This is a genomic window from Mucilaginibacter sabulilitoris, from assembly GCF_034262375.1.
Classification (GTDB): domain Bacteria; phylum Bacteroidota; class Bacteroidia; order Sphingobacteriales; family Sphingobacteriaceae; genus Mucilaginibacter; species Mucilaginibacter sabulilitoris.
In genome coordinates this window covers 7,132,047-7,156,895 of the sequence record NZ_CP139558.1, presented here as the reverse complement: position 1 = coordinate 7,156,895, position 24,849 = coordinate 7,132,047, and the positions used below count along the sequence as shown (strand labels likewise).

Annotated in this window: 15 protein-coding genes and 1 tRNA gene; 12 read left to right on the top strand and 4 right to left on the bottom strand. The window is 42.7% G+C overall.

What is annotated here, in order from left to right; all coding sequences use genetic code 11:
- The first annotated feature begins 19 nt into the window (after positions 1 to 19).
- From SNE25_RS30180 to SNE25_RS30150, 7 genes are all read left to right on the top strand, one after another.
- The gene (locus tag SNE25_RS30180; RefSeq protein WP_321562723.1) at positions 20 to 1,051 is read left to right on the top strand and encodes a nucleoside hydrolase; all 1,032 of its coding nucleotides are present in this window, start codon (positions 20 to 22) and stop codon (positions 1,049 to 1,051) included.
- A 3-nt stretch (positions 1,052 to 1,054) separates the two neighbouring features.
- Positions 1,055 to 1,906 (top strand): glycoside hydrolase family 16 protein, encoded by an 852-nt coding sequence (locus SNE25_RS30175; RefSeq protein WP_321562722.1) that lies wholly within the window; start codon positions 1,055 to 1,057, stop codon positions 1,904 to 1,906.
- A gap of 119 nt (positions 1,907 to 2,025) precedes the next feature.
- Positions 2,026 to 5,391 carry a DUF5107 domain-containing protein gene (locus SNE25_RS30170; RefSeq protein ID WP_321562721.1) on the top strand — a complete coding sequence of 1,122 codons (3,366 nt, stop codon included), beginning with the start codon at positions 2,026 to 2,028 and terminating at the stop codon, positions 5,389 to 5,391.
- Between the two features lie 39 nt (positions 5,392 to 5,430).
- Positions 5,431 to 6,894 carry a hypothetical protein gene (locus tag SNE25_RS30165; protein ID WP_321562720.1) on the top strand — a complete coding sequence of 488 codons (1,464 nt, stop codon included), beginning with the start codon at positions 5,431 to 5,433 and terminating at the stop codon, positions 6,892 to 6,894.
- A 483-nt stretch (positions 6,895 to 7,377) separates the two neighbouring features.
- Positions 7,378 to 7,917 carry a GrpB family protein gene (locus SNE25_RS30160; protein ID WP_321562719.1) on the top strand — a complete coding sequence of 180 codons (540 nt, stop codon included), beginning with the start codon at positions 7,378 to 7,380 and terminating at the stop codon, positions 7,915 to 7,917.
- A 524-nt stretch (positions 7,918 to 8,441) separates the two neighbouring features.
- Positions 8,442 to 9,131, top strand: coding sequence for a 3-keto-disaccharide hydrolase (locus SNE25_RS30155; RefSeq protein WP_321562718.1), 690 nt, complete (start codon positions 8,442 to 8,444; stop codon positions 9,129 to 9,131).
- A gap of 5 nt (positions 9,132 to 9,136) precedes the next feature.
- On the top strand, positions 9,137 to 10,660 hold the full coding sequence (locus SNE25_RS30150; protein WP_321562717.1) for a Gfo/Idh/MocA family protein: 1,524 nt from the start codon (positions 9,137 to 9,139) through the stop codon (positions 10,658 to 10,660).
- 797 nt (positions 10,661 to 11,457) lie between these two features.
- Here the strand turns inward: SNE25_RS30150 and SNE25_RS30145 are convergent.
- Positions 11,458 to 11,531 (bottom strand) — tRNA-Met (locus SNE25_RS30145).
- 162 nt (positions 11,532 to 11,693) lie between these two features.
- Here SNE25_RS30145 and SNE25_RS30140 point away from each other — a divergent pair.
- The 3 genes from SNE25_RS30140 (at position 11,694) to SNE25_RS30130 (ending at position 14,974) form a co-directional block, all read left to right on the top strand.
- Entirely contained in the window at positions 11,694 to 12,074 is a 381-nt protein-coding gene (locus SNE25_RS30140) for an START-like domain-containing protein (RefSeq protein WP_321562716.1), read from the top strand.
- 106 nt (positions 12,075 to 12,180) lie between these two features.
- The gene (locus tag SNE25_RS30135; RefSeq protein WP_321562715.1) at positions 12,181 to 13,608 is read left to right on the top strand and encodes an LptF/LptG family permease; all 1,428 of its coding nucleotides are present in this window, start codon (positions 12,181 to 12,183) and stop codon (positions 13,606 to 13,608) included.
- 160 nt (positions 13,609 to 13,768) lie between these two features.
- Entirely contained in the window at positions 13,769 to 14,974 is a 1,206-nt protein-coding gene (locus SNE25_RS30130) for a bifunctional 3,4-dihydroxy-2-butanone-4-phosphate synthase/GTP cyclohydrolase II (RefSeq protein ID WP_321562714.1), read from the top strand.
- Here the strand turns inward: SNE25_RS30130 and SNE25_RS30125 are convergent.
- Positions 14,971 to 19,431 (bottom strand): translocation/assembly module TamB domain-containing protein, encoded by a 4,461-nt coding sequence (locus SNE25_RS30125; protein WP_456085491.1) that lies wholly within the window; start codon positions 19,429 to 19,431, stop codon positions 14,971 to 14,973. The two genes, SNE25_RS30130 and SNE25_RS30125, sit on opposite strands and share 4 nt — an antisense overlap.
- Positions 19,432 to 19,609: 178 nt before the next feature.
- On the opposite strand from SNE25_RS30125, the gene tsaD reads away from it, so the two are divergent.
- Together tsaD and SNE25_RS30115 are read left to right on the top strand one after the other, a co-directional pair.
- A complete protein-coding gene (tsaD, locus tag SNE25_RS30120) occupies positions 19,610 to 20,611 on the top strand; it encodes a tRNA (adenosine(37)-N6)-threonylcarbamoyltransferase complex transferase subunit TsaD (protein ID WP_321562712.1) in 1,002 nt (333 codons plus the stop codon).
- Between the two features lie 91 nt (positions 20,612 to 20,702).
- The gene (locus SNE25_RS30115; protein WP_321562711.1) at positions 20,703 to 20,873 is read left to right on the top strand and encodes a hypothetical protein; all 171 of its coding nucleotides are present in this window, start codon (positions 20,703 to 20,705) and stop codon (positions 20,871 to 20,873) included.
- Between the two features lie 23 nt (positions 20,874 to 20,896).
- Here the strand turns inward: SNE25_RS30115 and SNE25_RS30110 are convergent, their stop codons facing one another.
- Positions 20,897 to 21,490: a glycoside hydrolase family 19 protein gene (locus SNE25_RS30110; protein WP_321562710.1), complete on the bottom strand. Its 594-nt coding sequence runs from the start codon at positions 21,488 to 21,490 to the stop codon at positions 20,897 to 20,899.
- 210 nt (positions 21,491 to 21,700) lie between these two features.
- A complete protein-coding gene (gene uvrA, locus SNE25_RS30105) occupies positions 21,701 to 24,607 on the bottom strand; it encodes an excinuclease ABC subunit UvrA (protein WP_321562709.1) in 2,907 nt (968 codons plus the stop codon).
- Between the last annotated feature and the right edge of the window lie 242 nt (positions 24,608 to 24,849).

The window sequence follows — 24,849 nt, the reverse complement described above, 5'->3', positions numbered from 1 at the left end:
CCGGGTGAAAATTATGAAAATGAGATCAACAATAATGCGACGACGGCTATTGTTCAGCAAATTACTTTGTTTGGCTATCATTGTGATAATCTGTGGTTTTGTGAATTTTAACGGTACCACAGCTACAAAAAGGAATAACCTACTGCCTTATGATCATACCAACCCTATAATGTATGATAATGATTACGCAAATGATGAGGTAGACTGGTATCTGATGGCCACGGCCAGTTTGGGAGCAATAAAATATCAAGGCATCACCACCACATCGGCAGTAGCGCCATTTGTGCCAGGGCTTGCTATTAATACCTTTAAAAAATGTGTCAGCGACCGCACAAGGATAGTAGAAATAGGTAGAAGAAGCGGGTTTCGTCACATTCCCGAAGCGGTTGCCGGACCGATAGGAAACCTTGAAGAGCCAGCATCGGGTAAAATAGAAGATACCAAGCCACTTAACTCGCCGGGTACACAAGCCGTACTTGAGGCAGCACGAAAAGCCACTTCGTCTAAACCATTGGTGATCTGTATGGGTGGTCCGCTTACCATAGCTGTAGATGCTTACCTGTTGGATCAGTCCATTGCTGATAAAATGGTGCTGGCCTGGACAGGCGGTCGCTACGATAGTATGAGCGATTATAATGGCTGGGTTGACCCCTGGGCTGCATATATCGCGCTTAGCCGGTTAAGATTGGTACAGTTCCCGGTTGACCCGCTGCTTTTTCCGGGTGTGTCCAAATCCTGGATACGGGAAAATTTCCCGGATAACGAAGCCAAACAATTTCTTGTGCCGCTAAAATTGGATGTTGTGAATGGCGACGACCGGGATGGCGATGGCATGCCCGCGGTATCGGTAACGACTCCTGGATATGTAACGGCAGTAAAACATGTCTCCTTTGCAGGATGGAAAATATATAATGGCCATAAACTCCCGGGGATAAAAGATGATCCTGGGGGTAGGGCAATAGTAGTAATCAAAGCGAACAGTGAACTTGCCCGGTCAGCTTATAAAAAAGTTTTTCTTAACCCCGCTGCGTGGAACAACAAATCAAAATAAGGCATGAAAAAGATATTCTTATTAGCCCCGGTTTTATTATTTGTAGTTGTTGCAAATGCCAGTGTACCCGGCTTCTGTAATGCTGATACAACAATTAAACACTGGAAACTAGTATGGAGCGATGAGTTCAACTACTCTGGATTGCCTGACGGGTCAAAATGGAACTATGAAGAAGGCTTTGTACGTAATCACGAAAAAGAATACTACACCAAAGAGCGCAAGGAAAATGCAGTAGTAAAAGACGGCTTTTTGTATATCACCGGTATTAAAGAACGTTACCATAACGCCGTTTACAAATCGGGTAGTAAGAACTGGGAAACGGAGGATTCTGTAGCTGATTATACTTCGGCATCAATCAATACACAAGGCAAAGCTTCATGGAAATACGGAAAGATAAAAGTGCGGGCAAAATTACCTGCGGGTAAAGGGGTATGGCCGGCTATCTGGATGCTGGGCGACAACATTTCAAAAATAGGATGGCCGGAGTGTGGGGAAATAGATATTATGGAAAACGTGGGCTTTGAGCCCCGTAACATATATGCCACAATGCATTATCTGGATCCGTCGACACAAAAGCATGGCAGCAATAGTAAGCATATGGAATCGGCCGCCTTATCAAGCGAATTTCATATTTATACACTGGAATGGGATAAAAAGCTGATCAGGATATACCTGGATAATACGCTTTACCAAACTTTTAATGTTGATGATGCGGGCAAAGGAAAGCACAATGGTTTCAGGCATAAACAATACCTGTTGCTTAACCTGGCATTAGGTGGCGACTGGGGCGGTCAGATAGATGATAGCATCTTCCCGCAGCAATATGTGATCGATTACGTACGGGTATATCAATAAAGTTCAAAAATGTTTCAGGTTTGAGATTGCCTGATTAGTTGATGGGTGTGCCGGTGTAAAAACCGGTACTCTTATTAGCGCTCATTTATTCAGCTAATTAAATAATACATCTACTCAAAATGAATGACAAAACAATTTCCGGATCAAAAGTTTTGATCCCCGTTCTAACGGGCATCATTCTTTTCTTCTCATCACAGGTGCTGACGGCCCAATCAACGGTTAAGATCAGCGAGACTGACCAGGTAATTCCCACTTATTTATCCGGGCCGCCGGACCCAAATCCTATGTTTTTTTTCGGAAAGGTATCGCAGGGTGCCGAGGGACGCATCTATCCTTATCCGCTTTATGATAACCTGACAAATAAAAAAAGCGATAAAAGCTATCATTTAGTGTATCTTGAAAATGAATATGTGAAAATCGGGATATTACCAGAGATTGGAGGGAGGATATTTTCGGCGCTCGACAAAACCAACAACTACAATTTTGTTTACGATCAGCATGTGATCAAACCTGCACTTATAGGTTTGATCGGTTCGTGGATATCTGGGGGTATAGAATGGAATATTCCCCATCATCACCGTGCAAGCACCTTTATGCCGGTGCAATGGAGCAAAGAGGAAAATGCCGACGGCAGCAAAACCGTTTGGGTAGGTGAACTGGAAGTAAGGCAGCGGATGCGCTGGGCAGTAGGTTATACCCTGCGCCCCGGGAGCTCAGTACTGGAATGCTCAGTCAGGATAATTAACAGGACGCCATTCGAAAATACGATGCTTTGTTTTGCCAACGTGGCTGTGCATACCAATGAAAACTACCAGGTAATATTTCCGCCAAGTACCGAATGGGCTACCGGGCATAGCAAACGCGAATTTTATAAATGGCCTGTGGTGAATGGCAAGGATATGAGCTGGTATAAAAACAATACCAGTTCGGCTTCATGGTTTGCGGTGAACCATAAAGAAGATTTTGTGGCAGGATACGATCACGGTGTGAATGCCGGAACAATGACCATTGCCAATCACCATATTGTACCGGGAAAGAAATTCTTTACATGGGGCACTGGCAATATGTGGGATAAGATACTTACTGATGATGATGGTCCGTATTTGGAGATCATGGTAGGAGCCTATTCAGATAACCAGCCCGATTATTCCTGGCTGCAGCCTTTTGAAGAGCGTTCATTTATAATCAACTGGTATCCGTTTCGTGGGATTGACGGCGTGAAGAATTCTAACCTCGATGCCGCCGTCAACCTCGAAGTAAAAGACGGTAAAGCAGGTTTTGGCTTTTATACAACCAAGGCATATAAAAACGCAAGGGTAAGTTTGAAGGCAGGCGATAAGGTGATCAGCGAGGAAGAGATAGCTATAGATCCCGGTAAACCTTATTTCAAACAGGTGTTATTACCGGCTGCTGTTGACGAGCAAGGTTTACGTGCTGCTATTACAGCCGGGGGGCATGAATTGATAGCATATTCACCCGTGCAAATTAAGCCAACCGAACAACCTGCCGGTGTTAAATTACCGGTTAAACCCGAAGATATAAAAAATAACGAAGAACTGTTTCTCGCAGGTCAGCGTATCGATCAGTTTCATAACCCAACACTTGACCCTGACACTTATTGGGAAGAGGTGCTTCGTCGTGATCCCGGAGAGGTAAAGGCCAATATCGGTATGGGCATATTGAATTTAAGGAAAGCCAGGTTTGAAACTGCCGAAAAATATTTTAATAAAGCAATTGATCGCCTTACTTTCCAGTACACCGATGCAAAAGATTGTGAGCCCTGGTATTACCTTGGGGTGGCATTAAAAGCACAGGGTAAAAATAATGAAGCATTTACTGCACTTTACAAAGCCGCCTGGAGCCAGCAATGGAAATCCCCGGCATATTTTTCTTTAGCCGAGATCGCCTCTTTAAAAGGAAATTATGAGCAGGCGTTAGACCTGGTTAGCCAATCTGTTGATGCTAATGCACTGAACGTGCGGGCTTATGAGCTTAAGGCCGCATTGCTGCGTCATCTTAACAAACCGGAAGAAGCTGAAAAACTGCTTGCTTTCGCAAAAGAAAAGACCGACCCGCTGGATGCCCGAATTATGACTGAAAAATGGTTAGCCAACAACAGCGCCAAAGATGCAGCAACGCTTTTTAATACATTGAATGAAAATCCGGCAACCGCACAGGAAATTGCAGCCGAATACAATAACGCCGGACTTTGGGGCGACGGTACTAAAGTGCTAACAGAAATGATCGCCAACTCGCCCAATAAAGCAGCTATTTCACCATTGGTGTACTATTACCTGGGACATTTTGCCGAAATAACGGGCGATAAAGGCAAAGCCGGAGAATACCGCCGCCAGGCGATGTTGCAATCACAGGAATACGTTTTTCCATTTCAATCAGAGTTAATTACAGTATTGAAAAGGGCTATTACAGTTAACCCAAAAGACGCGCATGCGATGTATTATTTAGGTAATCTGCTATATGACTGGCAGCCTGAGGAAGCTGTTGAATTATGGAAACGTTCAACTGAGGCTGATCCCGGCTTCGCCATCACCTGGAGAAACCTTGCTATGGCGCATTCACACCAAACAATGACCGGATCACAGAAAGAAGCGATAGCTGAGCTTGAAAAAGCAACATCATTCCCCGATCCTTATCCTACTCATTTTGCCGAACTTGACCGGTTATACCAGGCTGCCGGTACTTCGGTGCAAAAGCGTTTAGCGGTGCTTGAGAAAAATGAGAAGGTGATAACACGGAATGATGAGGCGTTAGGCAGCCTGATCAACCTGAAGACTTTCTCGGGCAAGCCCGCCGAGGCGATTAGTTTACTTAAGGCCCGGACATTCAGTATATGGGAGGGCGGCAGTATTTTTAATACCGGGCAAGCCTGGGCCGATGCTGGTTTGGTGCGTGGCCTGCAACTATTTCGCGAAAAAAAGTATAAAGAAGCTATTGAAGATTTTCAATCAGCACTTAATCCGCCGGAAAGCCGCCGTGCTGAACAACGGCATGATTTACATAATACCCAGATCATTTATTGGATGGGTTGTGCATATGAAGCAGCTGGAGAAAAAGCAAAAGCAAAAGATGAATGGAATAAAATCGAATCAACGGATATACTCGCAAAGGGGGCAGGAGGTAGCGCCTATCGGCGTAGCAGTATGTTAGCGAAAGAAGAAGAGCATTATTATCAGGCACTGGCCAAACACAAACTGGGGAATAGGGATGACCGATCCACTTTCAACGAGTTGGTGACATTCGGTACATCACAGGCAAGTCAAACTGAGCGTGCTTTGGCGGAAAATCAACAGGCAGATGAGCGCAGGTCCCCGCATGAACACGAGGCAGCATCGCATTATATTGCAGGATTGGGCTATGCCGGCTTGGGTAACTCTACCAAAGCACGTGATGAATTTAATTCGGCATTGAAGCTTACCCCGGATTTTCTCCCTGCTGAAATCGCCTTAAAACAAATTGATTGGTGATTGAATCCGAAAATGTTAATTTTTTTGAATAGTAGCTTTATGAAAAAAAGTCTGATTGTCCAGGTTGTATTATGCTTTTATTTTGCTGCCGGCGCGCAACCCATATCACTGTGCCGGGATAATCCGCATTATTTTTTTTACAATGGAAAACCTACTGTGCTCATTACTTCTGCAGAACATTATGGCGCAGTTATCAATTCAACACCTGAATACAAAAAGTACTTTGATGTATTGCAGCAGCATCATTTTAATTTAACCCGGATATTTACAGGGTCTTATCTGGAAAGTAATTACTACCAGGATGCGCCCGACTCTGCGCGAAAATTGAATTGGGAAGAAGAGCAGAACACGTTATCGGTACGTCCCGGCAAGTTAATAGCGCCATGGGCGCGAAGTAATGTCCAGGGATATATAAACAGTGGCAATAAGTTTGATCTGGATCGATGGGATGCTCAATATTTTTTACGATTGAGAGATTTTTGTAGGGAGGCATCGTCAAGGGGAATTGTAGTTGAAATTGTACTCTTTTCGGCCAACTACTCACCGTCCAACTGGATGAATTCGCCGCTTAATCAACAAAATAATGTTAACCAGACAGAAGATGTCCCATACAATCAGGTGTATCTTTCTTCTTATAAAAAACTTGCCGCATACCAACTGACTATGGTGAGTAAGATTGTTGATGAATTGAATCCGTTTGATAATGTATATTATGAGATATGTAACGAGCCTTACTGGTTAAAAGGCATTCCGGAAGTTGATCCATCTGTGCACGAACAACAGGTTACCCCTGAAATTTATAAATGGCAGCATGCTATTGCCGTTAGAATTACGCAAACGGAGCAAAAGCTACCCAAAAAGCACCTGATCGCGCAGAATTTTGCGAATACTTACATGAAGGTAGAAAATATGGACAATGTCGTTTCGATCTTGAATTTTCACTATGCCTATCCGCCTAAAACGGTTACCGACAACCTTTCCTTAAATAAACCGATCTCTTTCGACGAAACGAACGAAGGATTAAATACCGCAGAAAAAAGAAAAGAGGCATGGGCTTTCATGATGGCGGGTGGTGCTGTTTATAATAACCTTGACTGGTCATTCGCCAATGATGATATGACAGGAATGGGACTGAACACTTCAGGCCGGAAAAGGATAGGTACAGATGTATGGGATCAACTGGAGGTATTGCAAAAAGCTATGGCTGATTATAGTTTTATAAAAGCAACGCCGCTCGACACTACCTATAAAATTAGCGGGATTGATTTATACGGCCTTGGCATCAAAGGAAAAGATTATATGATGTACTGCGTGAAATCAAAAGGGGGATATCCGAAAATTTGGAACTGCTCTCTACCGCGCGGAAAATATTTAATAAAATGGATAGATCCCTCTAACGGAGAAATTACACAGCGAAAAATCGTGAAGTCGGCTAATGACAGTGCCGAAATCACTGTTCCTACTTTTGATAAGGATCAGGTTTTGCGTATAAAACGCTTGTGATCGGAATCCCAAAGTGTCGAAGCCTTATGTGATAATGTCTGCAGAATCTTGCCGGGATGAAACCATTATACCAGGGCTATCTCCAATATACAGTTGGGCTTTACGGCCAGCCGGCTTTACGCTTAGAGTCATCATACGAAGATAACCTGAGAAAATACGGTTCGTAGGCGGCGACGTTATTTATATCCTGCTTCATGTCAGCTCCGACAGTGATTTCGAGCATATTTTACGGAATGACCCTGCACTGGATAAAGCCTACGAATTGGATACCATATGGTCGTTTTTATCAGACATAGATTAACAATTTGATCTAATGATAAAGCTAAACATTTCAAAAATAAACTTGCAATCTATCGGTTATAGCGAACCCCATACTGCTTTTACTTGATAGTATCTTGTCAAAATAATAGGTTTTGGAAGTAACAAAATACCATAATGTATTGTCAAAGCGATTCTTTAATTATAAATCCGAATTGAAAATACATGCAAGATCGTTTCGAAATAGTTGAATATAATCCCGACTGGAGGCTATGCTTTTTGGCTGAGCAGGAAATAATAAAAAACTACCCGTTTGAAGCCGTTGCCATTGAACATGTTGGGAGCACTGCGATTCCAGGTCAATGGGCGAAGCCGATAATTGACATTTTTATAGCGGTACCAGTTGTGAAAGCTGTTTCCTATTATGAATCTTTCTTGTTAAAGCCGGATTATTCCTTCGTCGCTACAGGTATGCCAGGTCGTCTTCTTTTTGCAAAACATACAAATGGTATCTGGACTCACAATCTGCATATTCTGCCTTATTCCGAATCGTTTTATAGCCGAAATGAATTTTTATTCTTGGATTACCTTAAAAGCCACCATGATTTAATTATCCGTTATGGAAAACTTAAAGAGGAATTAATAGGAAATCAAGATTTGTCCATAGAGGGATATACGCGTCTGAAAACTGATTTCATACAAGAGGTGGTCGATTTGGCTAGACAAGAGAGGGGGCTGCCATGGGAGAATGTCTGGGAGGAGTAGTTTAATGACACATTTGTCTGTTTTTAGCAATTTACATCTAAAAAGGTGAGCATATGTCAAATAACGAATTTGCTCACCTTTTTGTTCACCTTTTACTCAGTTTTCGGTAGTCTTTTGGACAAAAAAATACATGTTAATTGAGGTAAGTCGTCGTGGTGCCCCCGCGAACCCGTCGCCAAAGCAATAAAAATCTTTGTTTTTGATATCAAAAACAAAGATTTTTACAAAAAAGGTATTTGATGTTAGGTTCGCCCGTGATGTAATGCCGCCGGATCACATCATTTTTTGCTTTTGAGATGAACATACTGATCGGAGTTAGTCAAGTATTAATATAGTCAAAAAAACACTATCTGGTTGTCGAAAAACGAACTTACGAATATCAAATTTTTTGATTTGCAGGCGTTTTATGCGTTTGGTCAGAATTTATCAGACCAGTTCGATTGAGATTATCAATTGATGATGGTTGACTCGTTAACAAAAATATAGGTACATTAGTGTGACGATTATAAACCATCTTATTTCTTATGACAAATATTAAACACCTCATTCAAAAACGGCTGGTACTGAATTTCTTGTTAGTTTTTTTATGTGCAAGCTCCCATGTAAATGCTCAGGATAAAGACGGCTGGCGACAGCTCTTTAACGGTAAGGATCTTAACGGATGGAAGCAGGTTGGCAAAGGCAACCGGTATGTTAAGGATGGTGTAACCGGCAGCCATGGCGGCATGGGCTTATTATATTGGACAAAAGAAAAATTCAGTAACTGCACTATACGTGTCGTTTACCGAATGCAAAAATCTAACAGCAATGCAGGCGTATTCATCCGTATACCGCTTGAGCCGCGGGAAGAATGGATGCCGGTATTTTATGGTTATGAGGTACAGATCGATAATCATCCTGAAACCTCGAAGGAGGATGATTATCATGTTACCGGTACATTATATTCGCTTACCAAGCCACTGGCAAAGCCCGGCAAACCAGGGCCGCAGTGGAACACCATGGATATAACACTCGATGGACCCCGTACCATTGTTTATGTAAACGGACAAAAAGTTACCGACTACAAAGAGGGCGACCCAACACCCAAGCGAAAATTTGATTTTGAGCCATACCGCGGCATCAGACCAAATGAGGGTTATATAGGCTTACAGAACCATGGCGATGATGATATCGTATTTTTTAAAGAAGTTGCTGTTAAACCACTTCGTAAATAAATGTTATGAAAAAAACGGATAATGCAACAGCAACTAATGGTATAAGTCGTGCTGATTTTATAAAGAAAGCGGCCATAGCCACCGCTGGATTTTACATCGTACCGCGCTATGTGTTAGGTGGTAAAGGTTATACAGCTCCGAGTGATAAGTTATACATAGCGGCCATTGGCTGTGGTGGGGAGGCCGAAAACGATATTCATCATTACGCAACAGCTCCTAAAAAAAATGCAGTAGTAGCTTTTTTATGTGATGTTGATGAGAGACAGGCGGCACCGCGCCGCAAGGAGTTTCCGAAAGCTCCCTTTTATCCCGACTGGCGCGAACTGTTTGACAAGGAAAGTAAAAACTTCGATGCTGTTACCGTAGCTATTCCTGATCATAACCATGCATTGGTGGGCCTTAGCGCGATGCAGCTCAAAAAGCATTTATACTTACAAAAACCATTAACGCATGATATTTATGAAGCACGCATACTAACCGAGGCCTCTAAAAAATACCAGGTAGTTACCCAAATGGGCGATCAGGGTGCATCATGCGACGGTATGCGTACCATGCGTGAGTGGTTTGAAGCCGGGCTTATTGGTGAAATCGAAAAAGTATACTGTTGGACAGACAGACCTGTGTGGCCACAGGGTATTTCCTGGCCTAAAACAAGTCCGCCAATACCCAAAGAGTTAAAGTGGGACTTATGGCTGGGTACCGCGCAGCAAACCAATTATATTGATAACCTGGTACCTTTTAACTGGCGAGGTTGGTGGGCGTTTGGTACCGGCGCTCTTGGCGATATGGGCTGCCACATCATGGGGCCACCGTTTAAACTGCTGGGTTTGGGTTATCCTACTGAAGTATCAGGGAGTGCCAGCACTGTTTACAGCGGCATTTTTAAGGAAGGTATTTACCCGGAAAGCGGGCCGGTATCAAGTTCCATCAAATTTAAATTTAAACAGCAAAGCGGAAAAGACCTTGACCTTTACTGGATGGACGGAGGGATAACTCCTGAACGGCTTGCGGAGCTTGATCCGGATGTAAATATGAACGAAGCGCTGGGTGATTTTCCGGGCGAAAATGATTTTGAAGGCTGCACACTATTCATTGGTACAAAAGGCAAGGTATCCTGCGGATGGGGTGGAAGCCACCCCAGGTTATTGCCGCTATCTTTAAATAAAGATGTGCATATCCCCGAAAAATATCCGCGTGTGCCCGGCGGTATGGATGGCCATTGGTGGCAATGGGTTGATGCCAGCATAGCAGGCTACGGTAAAATGGAAGTTGACTCGCCTTTTGCAGGATATGCCGGCCCGCTTACTGAAACAGTGTTAATGGGTAATCTGCTGTTGCGTACTTTTAACCTGCGCGAAAAAATAAAACGTAACGATCCTGTTTATGGTAGTATGGAAAGCTATAAATTTAGCGGCAGATACACCGGTTTGAAATGGGATGGTGAAAATATGAAAGTAACGAACTTTGAACCAGCTAATCAATATATCCGCCGCACCTACAGGCAAGGCTGGAGCGAATTAAAACTATAGCACGAATGCCAGGGTGACCAAACGGGAGAGGTCCATGTTAAACTAAAGGCTGGTTCAATTTTTAAAGCTATCATCTCCATACTCGTTGCAGATAACCATCAAAAGGCCGGTGATATTCAAGGATTGGTGCAAAAGCAAGGTATAAAAGTCCAGTACACAGGCCAGGAAAGCCTATGTAGAATGATTACATCAAACGATTCAATAGAACGTTCCGAGAGAATATTTTGGACGCTTACCTATTTTGCTGGAAAAGAGCGACAGAGTGGAAAAATATTTCTGTATCGCGCAGGGATTGGAATGGCAGGGTGGTGATACCTTCGATGACTACATTCGATAGGCGCAGATTAGCGCTGAATTACTTGGACATTTTGCAAAAACTTCGTATCCCAAAGGGGGGTAATCATACCGAATGTTCGATACCGGGTAACCATCTGATAATCTTTGAAAGGCCAATATTTAGTGGTATCTTTAATCAAGCCAAAGGCAAGGCTAAAAAACGTTAACAATACGTTAACAGAAAAAAGAAAGGCAGCTACATTTTGCTGTAACTACCTGATTATGAGGTAGCGGGAGTAGGACTCGAACCTACGACCTTCGGGTTATGAGCCCGATAGAATTCGTTCTCTCATTTTTTCCAATATTAACTCTCATTTCAACTCTGAATTTACTATAAGTTGCAGGGGGAAAGACTTTTTGTATCTTTAAGTAAGCAAGAGCAGCTAAGAAAACCGTTAACAAAACCGTTAACAAGAAATGAAAAAGCCTGCTACGAGAATCGTAACAGGCTGGTTTTCAAGTAGCGGGGAGCAGGATCGAACTGCCGACCTTAGGGTTATGAATCCTACGCTCTAACCATCTGAGCTACCCCGCCGTTTTATATGTATATTGCTCTTTTACAATGGTTAATTTAAAAGAGCGGCCCTTTATAATAGCAGGCCTTCCTTAAAAAGGTTTGCAAATATAGCAGAAATTCGTTTTCTTTAGAAAAAATGTTAACATTTACAGCTTTTACAGCTTACAAGTATAAACCCCGATGTCCGAAAAAAAGAAATTTACCATTGAGTATGAGATAAAATCGTCTCCGAGAATATTGTTTTCCTTTCTGAACGAACCCAATGGATTAGCGCAATGGTTTGCCGATGATGTGAATATAAAGGACCAGGTTTATACTTTTACATGGGATGGTGATTCGCAAAAAGCAAAGCTGCTTACCGTAAAAGAGAATAAACTGGTGAGGTTTAAATGGGTTGATGATGATCCTCAGTTTTATTTTGAAATGGAAATTTTGCAGGATGAACTCACCAACGATGTAGCCCTGAGTATAACCGATTTTGCAACCGAAGACGCTATTGCCGAGCGTAAACTGATATGGGATAACCAGATCGAGTATCTCATTAGTGTACTGGGTGCTTAAGGGAACTTAATTTTAGCTAATTTTGTATTGTGAAATGACTTTTGTGCGTTAATGAAAATTAACAGGCCCAAAAGGTAGTTTTATGCTGTTAATGCAAATTTTGCTGATGAAGAAAATACATCTTTTACTGCTTAAATCATTTATAAGGCCTTTTGCGGTTACGCTTTTCATCGTAATGTTTGTGTTGTTGATGTTGTTTTTATTTAAATACATCGACGATTTGATTGGCAAAGGCTTCGCCTGGTACACCATTCTAGAGCTAATGCTGTATAACTCGGCTACCAATGTGGCAATGGCGCTGCCATTATCTGTACTACTGTCAACCATCATGACCTACGGCTCCCTCGGCGAAAATTACGAGCTGGTAGCTATCAAGGCCGCGGGTATTTCGTTACGCAGGGCCATGTATCCTATGATTGTAGTGGTATCAGTCCTGAGTATATCGGCATTCTTCTTTTCTGATTATATGCTGCCGGTAGCCAACCTCAAATACTTTTCGCTATTGTATGATGCACGCCAACAAAAATCGGCTGATTTGCTGCCTGAAGGTGTTTTTAGCCGGAATTTTCCCGACTATACCATACGTGTTAAAAGGAAAGATCCCGATGGCCAACGGCTGTATGATATCATGATATATCAAAAGTCTTCTGATGGTAATAATACTATCGTTACCATTGCACGTGAAGGTCTTATGTTCCGTACTATGGGCGATAAGTACCTGGTGCTGAAATTAAAAGATGGTGTAAGATATGAAGAGTCGCCAAGTGAAAATGTTCAATGGAATCCGAGGCAGGTACTAAGGAGGTTCAGGTTTAAGGAAACGGAACAAAAGTTTGATCTGTCGAGTTTTAAACTTAAACGTACCGATGAGAACGAGTTTAAATCAGCCTCGCAAATGATGAACCTGAAGCAACTAAGGGGTTTTATTGATTCAGTGCAAACCCAGGTTGACGGTACCCTATCAACCAATTATAAAATGCTTACGCCATATATTAAGTATTTCTCGCTTCCGGCAAAATCGGCCGCGATAAAAAGGTTTATACCTGCCGATAAAGGAGGGGTACTAAAAAGTATGAAACTGACCGAACAGATTATGGCGCTTTCAACCGCTTCATCTGAGGTGCGTAGTATTAAGGATGTAGTAAAAAACCGTACAGACCGTTATAACAGCGATTCCATGACCATACGAAGATATGCCTCTGAGGTACAAAAAAAGTTTACACTTTCGGCCGCCTGTATAGCGCTGTTTTTAATTGGTGCGCCGCTTGGCGCCATTATTCGTAAAGGCGGTTTGGGCTTGCCCGTTGTAATTTCGGTGATCTTTTTCCTGATATACTATATCATATCAACCATTGGCGAAAAATCAGTGCGTGCAGGCAACGTTTCTACTTTTTTTGGTATGTGGGTGGCCATTATCGTATTAACACCAATCGGTCTTTTCCTGTCATACAAGGCAGCTACAGATTCTGTGATATTTGATATAGAAATATACAAACGATTTTTTAACAAATTAATTAGGCGCAAAAGCAACTAAGAGGTATAAGTTCATCGTAATCATATATATTAGGCTGGTTCATGTCATGAGCTATTTTACACAGCACCGACCAGAATCATTTATATATATTATAAATTTGTTAGTAATTTATTAAATATTCCATGGCTCATAACCTGCGCCATACCAAATACCCGACATAATGCTAAATACCATACAGGAAGCAATTGATGATATAAAAGCCGGCAAAATGATCATTGTAGTTGATGATGAAGACCGGGAAAATGAAGGCGATTTTTTAACAGCGGCGCGTAATGCCACTCCCGAGGCCATAAACTTTATGGTACGTTACGGCAGGGGGCTTGTATGTGCACCTATTACCCAGCAACGGGCCCGCGAGCTGGAGCTTGAACCAATGGTGAGTCATAATACAACCTCGCACGAAACCAATTTTACGGTTTCTGTTGATTTGCTCGGGCACGGCTGCACCACGGGTATCTCGGCCTCAGACCGCTCAAAAACCTCGCTGGCTTTAATAGATCCCTTAACTAGACCGGAAGACCTGGGCAGGCCGGGGCATATTTTCCCGCTGATTGCCAAAGATGGTGGCGTATTGCGCAGAACCGGGCATACCGAAGCCGCTATTGACTTTGCAGTTTTAGCAGGGTTTGAGCCCGCCGGTGTTATCTGCGAAATTATGAAGGAAGACGGGGATATGGCCCGCCTGCCCGACCTGCTTGTCATGGCGAAGGAGTTTAACTTGAAAATTGTATCTATCAAAGATCTGATAGCTTACCGTTTAAGCGCCGAAACTTTAGTAAGAAAAGAAGTATCAGTAAAAATGCCTACCGAATGGGGCGATTTTGAAATGATAGGCTATACACAGCTGGATACCGGCGAAAACCACCTGGCCCTTGTTAAAGGCAGTTGGGAGCCCGGTGAGCCTGTTTTAGTGCGCGTGCACAGTTCATGCGTTACCGGCGATATTTTTGGCTCGTGCCGCTGCGATTGCGGTCCTCAGTTGCATAAAGCAATGGAGATGATCAGTAACGAGGGCAAAGGTGTAGTAGTGTACATGAACCAGGAAGGACGGGGTATTGGTCTTATCAACAAACTTAAAGCCTATCACCTGCAAGAGAATGGTTTGGATACCGTAGAGGCTAATCTTCAGTTGGGCTTTAAAATGGATCAACGCGATTATGGTATCGGTGCACAGATATTGCGCAGCCTGGGCATTTCAAAAATGCGTTTAATGACCAATAATCCTAAAAAACGTGCCGGCCTGATTGGCTATGGATTGGAAGTTGTTGAAAATGTGCCTATTGAAATAGCTTCAAACCCACATAACGAATCATATTTACGTACCAAGAGAGATAAAATGGACCACGCTATCATGCGCGACCATTAATTAGTATCATCATCTTCGGGTTTGGTAGGATTTGGCGTGCCGCCCGTTGTTGTAGGAATTGGATTTGGAGTTATAGGTGCCCTGTCGCGCCGGCTCCGTCTGAATATGTTTCTGATAAATTCACCAAAGGTATCAAAATCGCGGGTGTAAACTAGGCCAAGCCCGTTTACATATTGCGGAATGAGCTGATCGCCGCCCAATGAACTAAGTGTGGTGTTATTTAATGCCCGGTACGAATAACGGGCAGTAAGATTACCGTCCTTCCTGATTTGGTACAGCGCCTCAAAATCTTTGGTTAAAGCATTAAATTTTTGATTGAACAGGCTACTGTTATTGTTATTGAACAGGTCGTTTGAGCCGTTGTTGGAGAACAAGCTGCCGTTAAAGGATAAACGGTTATTAAAGAACCGTAATGAGGCGCTGGCCTCACTAAACGAACGGATGTTAAGATCGAAATTTTTGATGTTTGATTGCGATATCAGGCTGTTCAGCTTATTAAATGCAAATTCGCTTACCGCTTCGCCGGCAGTACCTAATACCTGGTTAGTTAAGTTGTTGTTATTTGACGAGAAGGTACGGCGCACAATAATACTGATAGCCTGCTGGCTGCGGTTATTATTATCGGCAAGGTAGGTGGCCAAGTCATCCTTTACCGATGGATCGGTTGGGAAGTTAAAGTCGAAATCAATTACCGGCTGTAATAATGATTTGGTAAGGATCAGCTGGGCTTGCACCAGTGTTTGCTGCGATGATGTAGGGGTTTGCAATCCCGCTGCCGCGTAAAGCGGTCCTTTACTTGTACGTACTTCATAAAGGGCTCTGAGGTTTATTTCGGCATTTGATGGGTTGCCGGTCCACCTGATGGTACCACCCTGGCTTACAGTAAAGTTTTTACTGATGAAGTTCTTGGCGGTAAATTCAAACTTACCCGATGATATCAGAAAGTCGCCGTACATTTCAAAATCACCCAAACTATTTATGTTCAGCTTTAAGTTGTTAGCAACACCGCTACCTTCCAGTAAACCATAGTCGGTGGTTATTTTAACAATTGTTTTTTCATCGGCGCTCAAGTCAAAATTAAGCGTAACACCGTTAAAGGCCCGTTCCTTGGCAGTCTCTTTTACGGTATCCTTATGACTAACAAATTTTATAAAGTCGTACTCACTGGCTGTTGATGAGGTGTTAAGCGGTATATTGAATATTGTACCGGCTTCGGTGCGGGCGGTAATATCAATCTTCATGTTATCAACCGGTCCTTTAAAACTAAATTTACCGGTACCAAACGCGGTACCATAGTAAATGTGATTGTCTTTAAAAGTGGTATTAAGAGCCATCAGGTTTCGTGCATCAAGCACCACCTGTATGTTAGGGTTATCGAGATTATTTAAATCAACTGTTCCGTTAGCAGTGCCTGTGCCCCCTTTAATATCCTTTAGTACCATATTGCTGATGTTGATGACACTGTTATTAACACTCAGCTTATTATTAACTGTGTAGGCGGTTTTTAAATAATTTACCGTAACGCCGGTATTTTCAAGCGTAAGGCTCCCGTTCAGCTGCGGATTTGATGGTTTGCCTGTGAGCTTTAAATCGGTTGAAATATGTCCCTTAACGTCAGATACCAGGTCTTTGATAAACGGTTCAAAGATGATGGCCTCGGTTTGGTTCATCTTTACATCAAAATCAAGGTTGTCATCCGTATCATGCCCAAAGGCATAAATACCCGCAATGTTCATGGTTTCCAGCCCGCGGTTTAAGATGTTCAGGTTCATATTGGCCTGCTTACGGTCGTTGCCCAAGGTTGATACGAGCTTCACATTACCAATAAGCGTTTTGTTCATGGATAATGAGTCGATGGTTAAATGAGCATCGACGCCAGGCGATTTAATAATGGAAGTAAAATTAACATCACCATTCAGGCTGCCATTTAAATATATGCCTGATGTTCTGGTAAGCTGGTTAAGCGTACGCATATTAAACTTTTCGAACGAAAGCTTCAATTCATCGGCAGGATTATCAGAAATAAACCCGTTTATGTGTACCTTTTGTAAGCCATTTGACAGTTCAAAACCCGATACCTGGGTCTTGCCATCGAGCAGGCGGATGCGTACCTGTTCCTGTATTTTCCATTTTTCTTTTTCAAGGATAATATCAGACGGCAGCAGCTTTAACTTGGCCGTGGTATCGCGCCCAAACTCAACCAAGCCGTAAAGGTCAAGCTGGTTCACCGCATTTTTGTCGGATAGCTTAACGTTAAAGTTCAGGCTGTCGTTTTTGAGGAAATTGGTAATGTTAATATCCTTTATAAATAGACTATCGGTAAGGTCAACTTTGCTTAAGGATAAGTTGAGGCCCAGTAGGCTATCTGTAGTGTTTTCGTCAATAATAAAATCGTGGAAAACCGTTTTGCCGTATTTAATGGTTTTTATATAGCCGGATAATGTAGCTGTTTTATTTTCAGAATCAAACTGCCCCACAAATGTTCCCTGGTCGGGTATTTTCAAATCTGGTAAAAATATGGCGGTGAGCGGGTCGAGGTTTTTAAGGGTAAGGTTAAACGCAAACTGCTCTGGTTTGGGTGTAACTATGGTTGTTTTTATAGAGGGGATATATTTTTTTGCAATTGTTTTATAGTATGAAGGCAGGGTAGCCAAATCAAATTTGCCTTTAATGCTGGCGTCGGCAAAGTCAGACCGGAGGTTTATTTCCCGGTTATTACCCGACCCGGTTGACGAAAGGTACAAAGAATCAACCAGGTAATTATTGCGCGGATCAACCACCCTTGCCGGTGAAAATAAAACATTACCCTGTATGTTATCAAGCTGATTACCAGAAAATGCAGTTTTTAAAGTGGTGCTTATGGTAATGGTATCTTTAATCAGTTTAAGCTTGTTCAGGCGGGCATCCTTAATGGTTGCTGCCAGATCATATACCGGTAAGGTTGGATTTAAGTTTACACTTCCTTTTAAATCGAGCTTTAAGTTTCTGTCATTTATGGTGATATGCCCGTCGGCCAGCTTCTTAATAAATGAGCCATTTACGGTGAGTTTATTATAGGTATAACCTTTAAAATCAATGGTGTTGATATTGGCATTCACCTTTATACCCAGGTTTTTCAATGCGTCGCCGCTACCTTTTACATCTGCATTAAAAGTGGTGCGGCCAAGGGTGTTTTCATCAAGCAGGGTACCCAGATCAAAGTTAAAGGCATCCAGTTTGCCGCTATAGCTTGGGGTGCCTTTTTTGTCAATCTTGAGGTTGATGTCCGAATCAAACCTGCCTAATCCGGTTTTAAATATGCCATAGGCTACAAAATCATTCTGGAGGCCGGTGAACCTTCCTGTAAAATTTATATTGCCGAATTTGCCAATAATGGCAGGCACCTGCATATTGGGTGAGCCCGAAAAATGGCTGATCAGATAGTCGAGATCTTTTTTGTTTGATGCTACCTGGTCAAATTTTAGCTCCAGGAAAGTATTATCCCAATCGGGCAATCCGCGTAAATTAAAATCGCCCCTGATAAACGTAGCCTGACCGCCCGAAATAGTAACATTTTTGGACTTTAAATTATTTACCAAACCCTTAACACGGCCTTCAATACCCAGGTCAAAAGTTGTTTTGCCCATTCCGCTGGTAAAGTAGGCTATATCTGTTGATGATATGCGCGATGCCTTAAAATCGGCATCCATGTTTACCTTATTTTCAAAATCGTCCAAATCATCAAATGATCTGAAACGCATCCTGAAATAGTCTTTCAGGTCGGAGTGCCTGGTTTGTAGGGTGAGTTTCCTAAGCAATACCTGATTAGTATCGATAGTGGCGTTGGCGGTAAAATTTTTAACGTAGAAACCACTTTTTTCCTGTAGGGTAAGGTGTTGCACATGACCTTTAAACAGGTGGTTTTTAATATCCATGCCCGTAACAACCGTGCTAAAATGGCTTACATCCAGATCATTAAAATTGATCTTGTTTTCTACCGTGTCTATCAGCTGGTTTTTATAACGGAAATGAAAATTATTGATGGCTATTTTATCAAAGTTGAGCGTCCAGGGTTTGCCGGGTGTTTTTTTGGTGGTATCGCCCGAATTGAAGTAATCAATAATAAATTTCAGATTGGTTGTGCTGTCTTTTTGTTTCTTGAGGTAAAAAGAACCATTATCCAGTTCAATAGATTCAAAATTTATGGTGCGCTCATTAATGCTGCTTAAAAGCGAAAAACCTTTAATATCAACGGCCAGCGTAGGGGTGCTAAGCAATGTATCCTGTTTTTTATCAAGTACATATAGGCCCTCTAATACTACCGAGGTAAATGGCCTGATGTACAAACTTTTGACGCTGACCTTAGTGTGCAGCTCGTCCGATAGATAATCGGTAGCGTATTTGGCTGCCCATGTTTGTACGGGTTTAAATTGAAAAGCCAGTAAAAGTATGCTCAATGTCAATAAAATGAACAACACTATCCCTAACGCTATATTGAGTACTTTTTTAATAACTTTGTGCTTTTAATGATTGATTTACCGGATTATTGATTTATTGAGTAAAACTAAAATCATGTTACAATTTAAAAGGATGATAGTTTGGTAAATTTTAATAAATCGCTAATTCATTAATTCAACAATTCAATAATTAATAATCGTGCCCGTAATTTTAGGAATTGAATCTTCATGTGATGAAACCTCCGCGTCTGTTTGTGTTGATGGCAGGATCTTGAGCAATGTTATTGCCAATCAAACCATTCACGAGGCTTATGGAGGTGTTGTCCCTGAGCTTGCCTCAAGGGTTCACCAGCAAAATATTGTTCCCGCTGTTCAGCAAGCACTATTGAACGCAAAAGTAAACAAAAATGATATTGATGCAGTAGCTTTTACGCGCGGACCAGGACTTTTAGGATCACTTTTAGTAGGGGTGTCATTTGCCAAAGCTTTCGCGCTGGCCAAAAACCTGCCACTTATTGATATAAACCACATGCAGGCCCACATTTTGGCCCATTTTATAGGCGATCATAATCCGTCATTTCCGTTTTTATGCCTTACCGTATCGGGCGGGCATACCCAAATAGTTTTGGTGAAAGATTACTTTGATATGGAGGTGATTGGCCAAACCCTTGATGATGCCGCGGGTGAAGCGATGGATAAAACCAGTAAGATTTTAGGCTTGCCTTATCCGGGCGGTCCGCTTATTGACAAGTATGCACGGCAGGGTAACCCGGAGGCATACGCTTTTCCAGAGCCGCAGATCCCCGGCTTGGATTTTAGCTTTAGCGGATTAAAAACAGCCATCCTATATTTTATACGGGATAATGTAGCTCAAAACCCGGATTTTATCAGCCAGAACCTGCCTGATATTTGTGCCTCCGTTGAAAAAAGAATAGCTACCATACTGCTTAATAAACTACAGAAAGCGGCGCAGGCTCATGGTATAAAACAGATTGCTTTGGCTGGTGGGGTATCTGCCAATACCGGTTTACGCGAAGGGCTGCAGGCACTATGCGCTAAAAACGGATGGGAGAGTTTTATTCCTAAAATGGAATATTGTACCGATAACGCAGCAATGATTGCTATCGCCGGTTACTATAAATATTTAAAAGGCGAATTTGCCGGACAGGAAATAGCTCCGCTGGCAAGAATGATATTTTAAGCCCCCTAATCCCCTAAAGGGGGAACCGGACGAGGCTTGTAATAATTAGTAAACAATTTAAAAAATTCCCCTTTAGGGGATTAGGGGGCTTATGAACATTCCTTCACTAATATTTTGGGCGGTTTTTGTATTACCGTTGGTAGCATTTTTAATATGGCTGATGCGTCAGGATAAGCGCAAAGGTGTTACCGGTCTTATTGTGTTAGCTATTATTGTAGTTGGCGGTATAGTTTATATGTACCTGAAAACGGGTGGTCAATAAATAATTAAACTGACATTCTCAGCTTAATTTTCGGCCACGACCTCCGTTAACCCTTTGTGAAATACCTCCGCATAACCGGCTATGGTTTGGGCATGGTCGAGCCCGTTAATTATTCTGCGGGCATTTATCCAGTCGGTATGGTCATTGTTAAAAAAATCGCCCAGGCTTTTGCCGGTAAATAAGCCGGCTGTCATCCCTTTGATCATGATGGCCGCCGCTACAGATGGCTCCAGGGCCAGTTCGGGATTATTAAGCAGGTCGATATGCAGTAGTTTACCCATATTGTCATAATTCTCATACCAGGTTAGCTGCACATAACCACGACCATAATATAACTGGTCGGGCGCAGTATATGGTATGCGATGACCCGGTCCGGCTCCCATCTTTAGCTTTCTGCCATAATCATGCCCGGCACCCTTGCCAAACTCGGCTATTGGCTGCATGGTTTTGGCGCATTCATGAAAAATAGTGGCATATATATATGCGGCTTTTCTTTCGTCAGTAATACCGGCGTCCTCAATGGCTTTTGAAATGGCTTCCATACCATCAACCTGGCTTTGTTTAAGTTGCCCGCCAAACAACGGGCGAACATCATTATAAAATTCTTTCCCTGGCATAATATTAAGTTTAGACGTTAGTAATGATAGAAGCAGGCATTTTATATGCTAAATAAATGCCTGGTATAGGGGTAACAGAGGTTAGGGCCTCATATAGTAAATATAAATATTAAGGTTTAGGATAACAAAAAAATGCGTACCAATTAAGTACGCATTTTTTTCTATTTAAATGAAGAATAGAGCCTGGTTCGGAATACTATTTATCAGATCTTAAAACCGCTCCTTTAAATATTGGCCGGTGTGTGATTTTTTCTCTTTGATTAAATTTTCGGGTACCCCCTCAAAAACCACATTGCCGCCACGGTTACCACCTTCGGGACCTATGTCAATGATCCAGTCGGCGCATTTTATCACATCCATATTGTGTTCGATTACAATAATTGTATTACCATGATCAAGCAGGGCATTAAATGATTTAAGCAGCTTTTTAATATCGGCAAAGTGCAGGCCGGTAGTCGGCTCGTCAAAAATAAAGAGCGTTTTATGGGTGTTGTTGCCTTTAACCAGAAACGATGCCAGCTTAATACGTTGCGCTTCGCCACCTGATAAGGTATTTGACGACTGACCTAATTGCACATAACCCAGGCCCACATCAACCAATGGTTTTATTTTGGATATGATCTTGGGCTCTTTGGCAAAAAACACCAGCGCCTCGTCAATGGTCATACCCAGTACATCGGCTACATTTTTTTCATTGTAGGTAACGTCAAGTATATGTTGCTTAAAGCGTTTGCCCCCGCATGTTTCGCAGGTCAGAAAAATGTCGGCCATAAACTGCATTTCAATCTTCACCTCACCTTCGCCCTGGCAAACATCACAGCGGCCACCCTCTACGTTAAAGGAGAAGGCTGATGGTTTTAACCCGGCGGCTTTGGCTGCTGGTTGTGCGGCATACAGGTTGCGGATCTCATCCCAGGCCTTTACATAAGTAACCGGGTTTGAGCGTGATGACCGGCCAATTGGGTTTTGGTCAACCAGTTCTACCTGTTCAATTTTTGTATAATCGCCATCAATGCTGTCGTATGATCCGGTTTGTTCGCCCGAGTAATTGCCCAGTGCTTTTTGCAACGCAGGAGCCAGTATGCGCTTAACCAAACTGGTTTTTCCAGAACCAGATACACCGGTAACTACCGTAAGTACACCCAGCGGGAATTTGGCATTAACGTGCTGCAGGTTGTTTTCCCGCGCACCCTTTATCTCAATAAAATCATTCCATTTACGGCGACTTGCAGGGATGGCAATTTCTTCCTTCCCGCTAAGGTAACGGCCGGTTAAGCTGTTATCGTCTTTTATGATCTCATCATAAGTGCCGGTAAATATCAGCTCGCCCCCATGAGTGCCGGCTTCGGGGCCGATATCAATAATATGGTCGGCGGCTTTCATGATCTCCTCTTCGTGTTCCACTACTAATACCGTGTTGCCTACATCGCGCAGCGATTTAAGCACGCTGATCAGTCGTTGAGTGTCTCGCGGGTGCAAGCCGATGCTTGGCTCGTCTAACACATAAACAGAGCCTACTAAACTGCTGCCCAATGAGGTGGCCAGGTTAATACGCTGCGACTCGCCACCCGATAGGGTGTTCGACAAACGGTTAAGCGTTAAATAACTCAAGCCCACATCGTTTAAAAACGAAAGGCGGTTGGTGATCTCCATCAGCAAACGCTTGCCTACTTTGGCATCTGTTTCGTTAAGCTGTAAATTCTGGAAAAATTCAAGTGCTTTGTCCAGCGGCATCAATACTACATCGGTAATGGAGCGCTGATTTATTTTTACGTAAGAGGCATCCTGGCGCAGGCGGCTGCCTTTGCACTCAGGGCAGGTAGTTTTGCCCCGGTACCGTGACAGCATAACCCGGTATTGAATTTTATAGGTTTGCGCCTCCATCTCCTGGAAGAATTCGTCCAGACCGCGAAAATATTTATTGCCTGTCCATAACAGCCGCTGCTCTTTTTCGCTTAGCTGGTTATATTGACGGTGTATCGGAAAATCAAACTGAATAGCATGTTTTACCAGCATATCGTTCCATTCGCGCATTTTTTCTCCGCGCCAGGGAGCAATAGCCCCTTCATATATGCTTTTGCTTTTATCCGGAATTACCAGGTCTTCATCAATGCCTATAACTTTGCCGTAGCCTTCACATTTTTTGCACGCCCCGTAAGGGTTGTTAAAGCTAAAGAAATTTGGTGTAGGTTCCTCAAACTTTATCCCGTCGAGCTCAAACCGGTCGCAAAAAAAGCGTTCCTGTTCACTGTCGGCATCAGGCTCCTGATAACGTACATAACAATCACCCTTGCCTTCAAAAAAAGCTGTTTGTGCCGAGTCACCAAGGCGGCTTATGGTTTCATCCTCTTCATTTTTTGATATGCGGTCAATCACTATACGAACGCCGGGGTAGTGGGTAGGGCTCCCCTGATCCTGGACAACCTGTTCATCGCTTTCAGCTTTCAGCTTTTTGCTTTTAGCTATCTTCTCACCGTGTACCTCTGCGACTAACGGTGTGTTATCAATGGTTTCATCTTCTAACAGCGCTTCAATTTTCGACAGTTTGTTCTGGTACTCCACACGCACAAAGCCTTTCTGCATTAAAACAGCCAGCTCTTCTTTTAAACTGCGGTTATTGTGCGGATAAAGTGGTGCTAAAATGGTTACCTGTGTTTCGTCGGGTTGCGATATGATAAAGTTTACTACATCGGTAACAGAATCTTTTTTTACCACCTGCCCCGATACCGGCGAAATAGTTTTGCCGATGCGGGAAAACAGCAGTTTTAAATAATCATATATTTCGGTTGAGGTACCTACGGTTGACCGTGGGTTGGAGGTGATTACCTTTTGTTCAATAGCTATTGCCGGGGCAATACCTTTAATATAATCAACGTCGGGCTTGTTCATGCGCCCCAAAAACTGGCGGGCATACGATGAAAGACTTTCTACATAACGGCGCTGGCCTTCGGCGTATAAGGTATCAAACGCAAGCGATGATTTGCCCGAACCCGACATGCCTGTTACTACAACCAGCTTATTTTTGGGGATGGCCACATCCATGTTTTTTAGATTGTGTACCCGGGCCCCTTTTATAATGATATGTTTCTGAGGATCTTTTTCTGCTTCTTTAGTCATTCTTTGATTTGGTAGTTCATTGACCATGGGATATAGATCATTTGATTGTCAAATAATTCATGATAAACAATATTTATATCATGAAGCATGATTCCTAATCCATGAGCTTTTTTGAAAGTGCAAAAATCCTAAAATATTTAGCAGAATCCAAATCGGTTTTGCTTTGTTTGCGGGATTGCACCAAATAAATTACCGAGTTTACAGTTTGCTGACTTTTAAACACTTAATGGGCCAAATAGATG

Bases quoted from the DNA above. Each gene is read 5' to 3' on its own strand.
- SNE25_RS30180 (WP_321562723.1), top strand. From the start codon at position 20: ATGAGATCAACAATAATGCGACGACGGCTATTGTTCAGCAAATTACTT.
- SNE25_RS30175 (WP_321562722.1), top strand. From the start codon at position 1,055: ATGAAAAAGATATTCTTATTAGCCCCGGTTTTATTATTTGTAGTTGTT.
- SNE25_RS30170 (WP_321562721.1), top strand. From the start codon at position 2,026: ATGAATGACAAAACAATTTCCGGATCAAAAGTTTTGATCCCCGTTCTA.
- SNE25_RS30165 (WP_321562720.1), top strand. From the start codon at position 5,431: ATGAAAAAAAGTCTGATTGTCCAGGTTGTATTATGCTTTTATTTTGCT.
- SNE25_RS30160 (WP_321562719.1), top strand. From the start codon at position 7,378: ATGCAAGATCGTTTCGAAATAGTTGAATATAATCCCGACTGGAGGCTA.
- SNE25_RS30155 (WP_321562718.1), top strand. From the start codon at position 8,442: ATGACAAATATTAAACACCTCATTCAAAAACGGCTGGTACTGAATTTC.
- SNE25_RS30150 (WP_321562717.1), top strand. From the start codon at position 9,137: ATGAAAAAAACGGATAATGCAACAGCAACTAATGGTATAAGTCGTGCT.
- SNE25_RS30140 (WP_321562716.1), top strand. From the start codon at position 11,694: ATGTCCGAAAAAAAGAAATTTACCATTGAGTATGAGATAAAATCGTCT.
- SNE25_RS30135 (WP_321562715.1), top strand. From the start codon at position 12,181: ATGAAGAAAATACATCTTTTACTGCTTAAATCATTTATAAGGCCTTTT.
- SNE25_RS30130 (WP_321562714.1), top strand. From the start codon at position 13,769: ATGCTAAATACCATACAGGAAGCAATTGATGATATAAAAGCCGGCAAA.
- SNE25_RS30115 (WP_321562711.1), top strand. From the start codon at position 20,703: ATGAACATTCCTTCACTAATATTTTGGGCGGTTTTTGTATTACCGTTG.
- SNE25_RS30110 (WP_321562710.1), bottom strand. From the start codon at position 21,490: ATGCCAGGGAAAGAATTTTATAATGATGTTCGCCCGTTGTTTGGCGGG.
- uvrA (WP_321562709.1), bottom strand. From the start codon at position 24,607: ATGACTAAAGAAGCAGAAAAAGATCCTCAGAAACATATCATTATAAAA.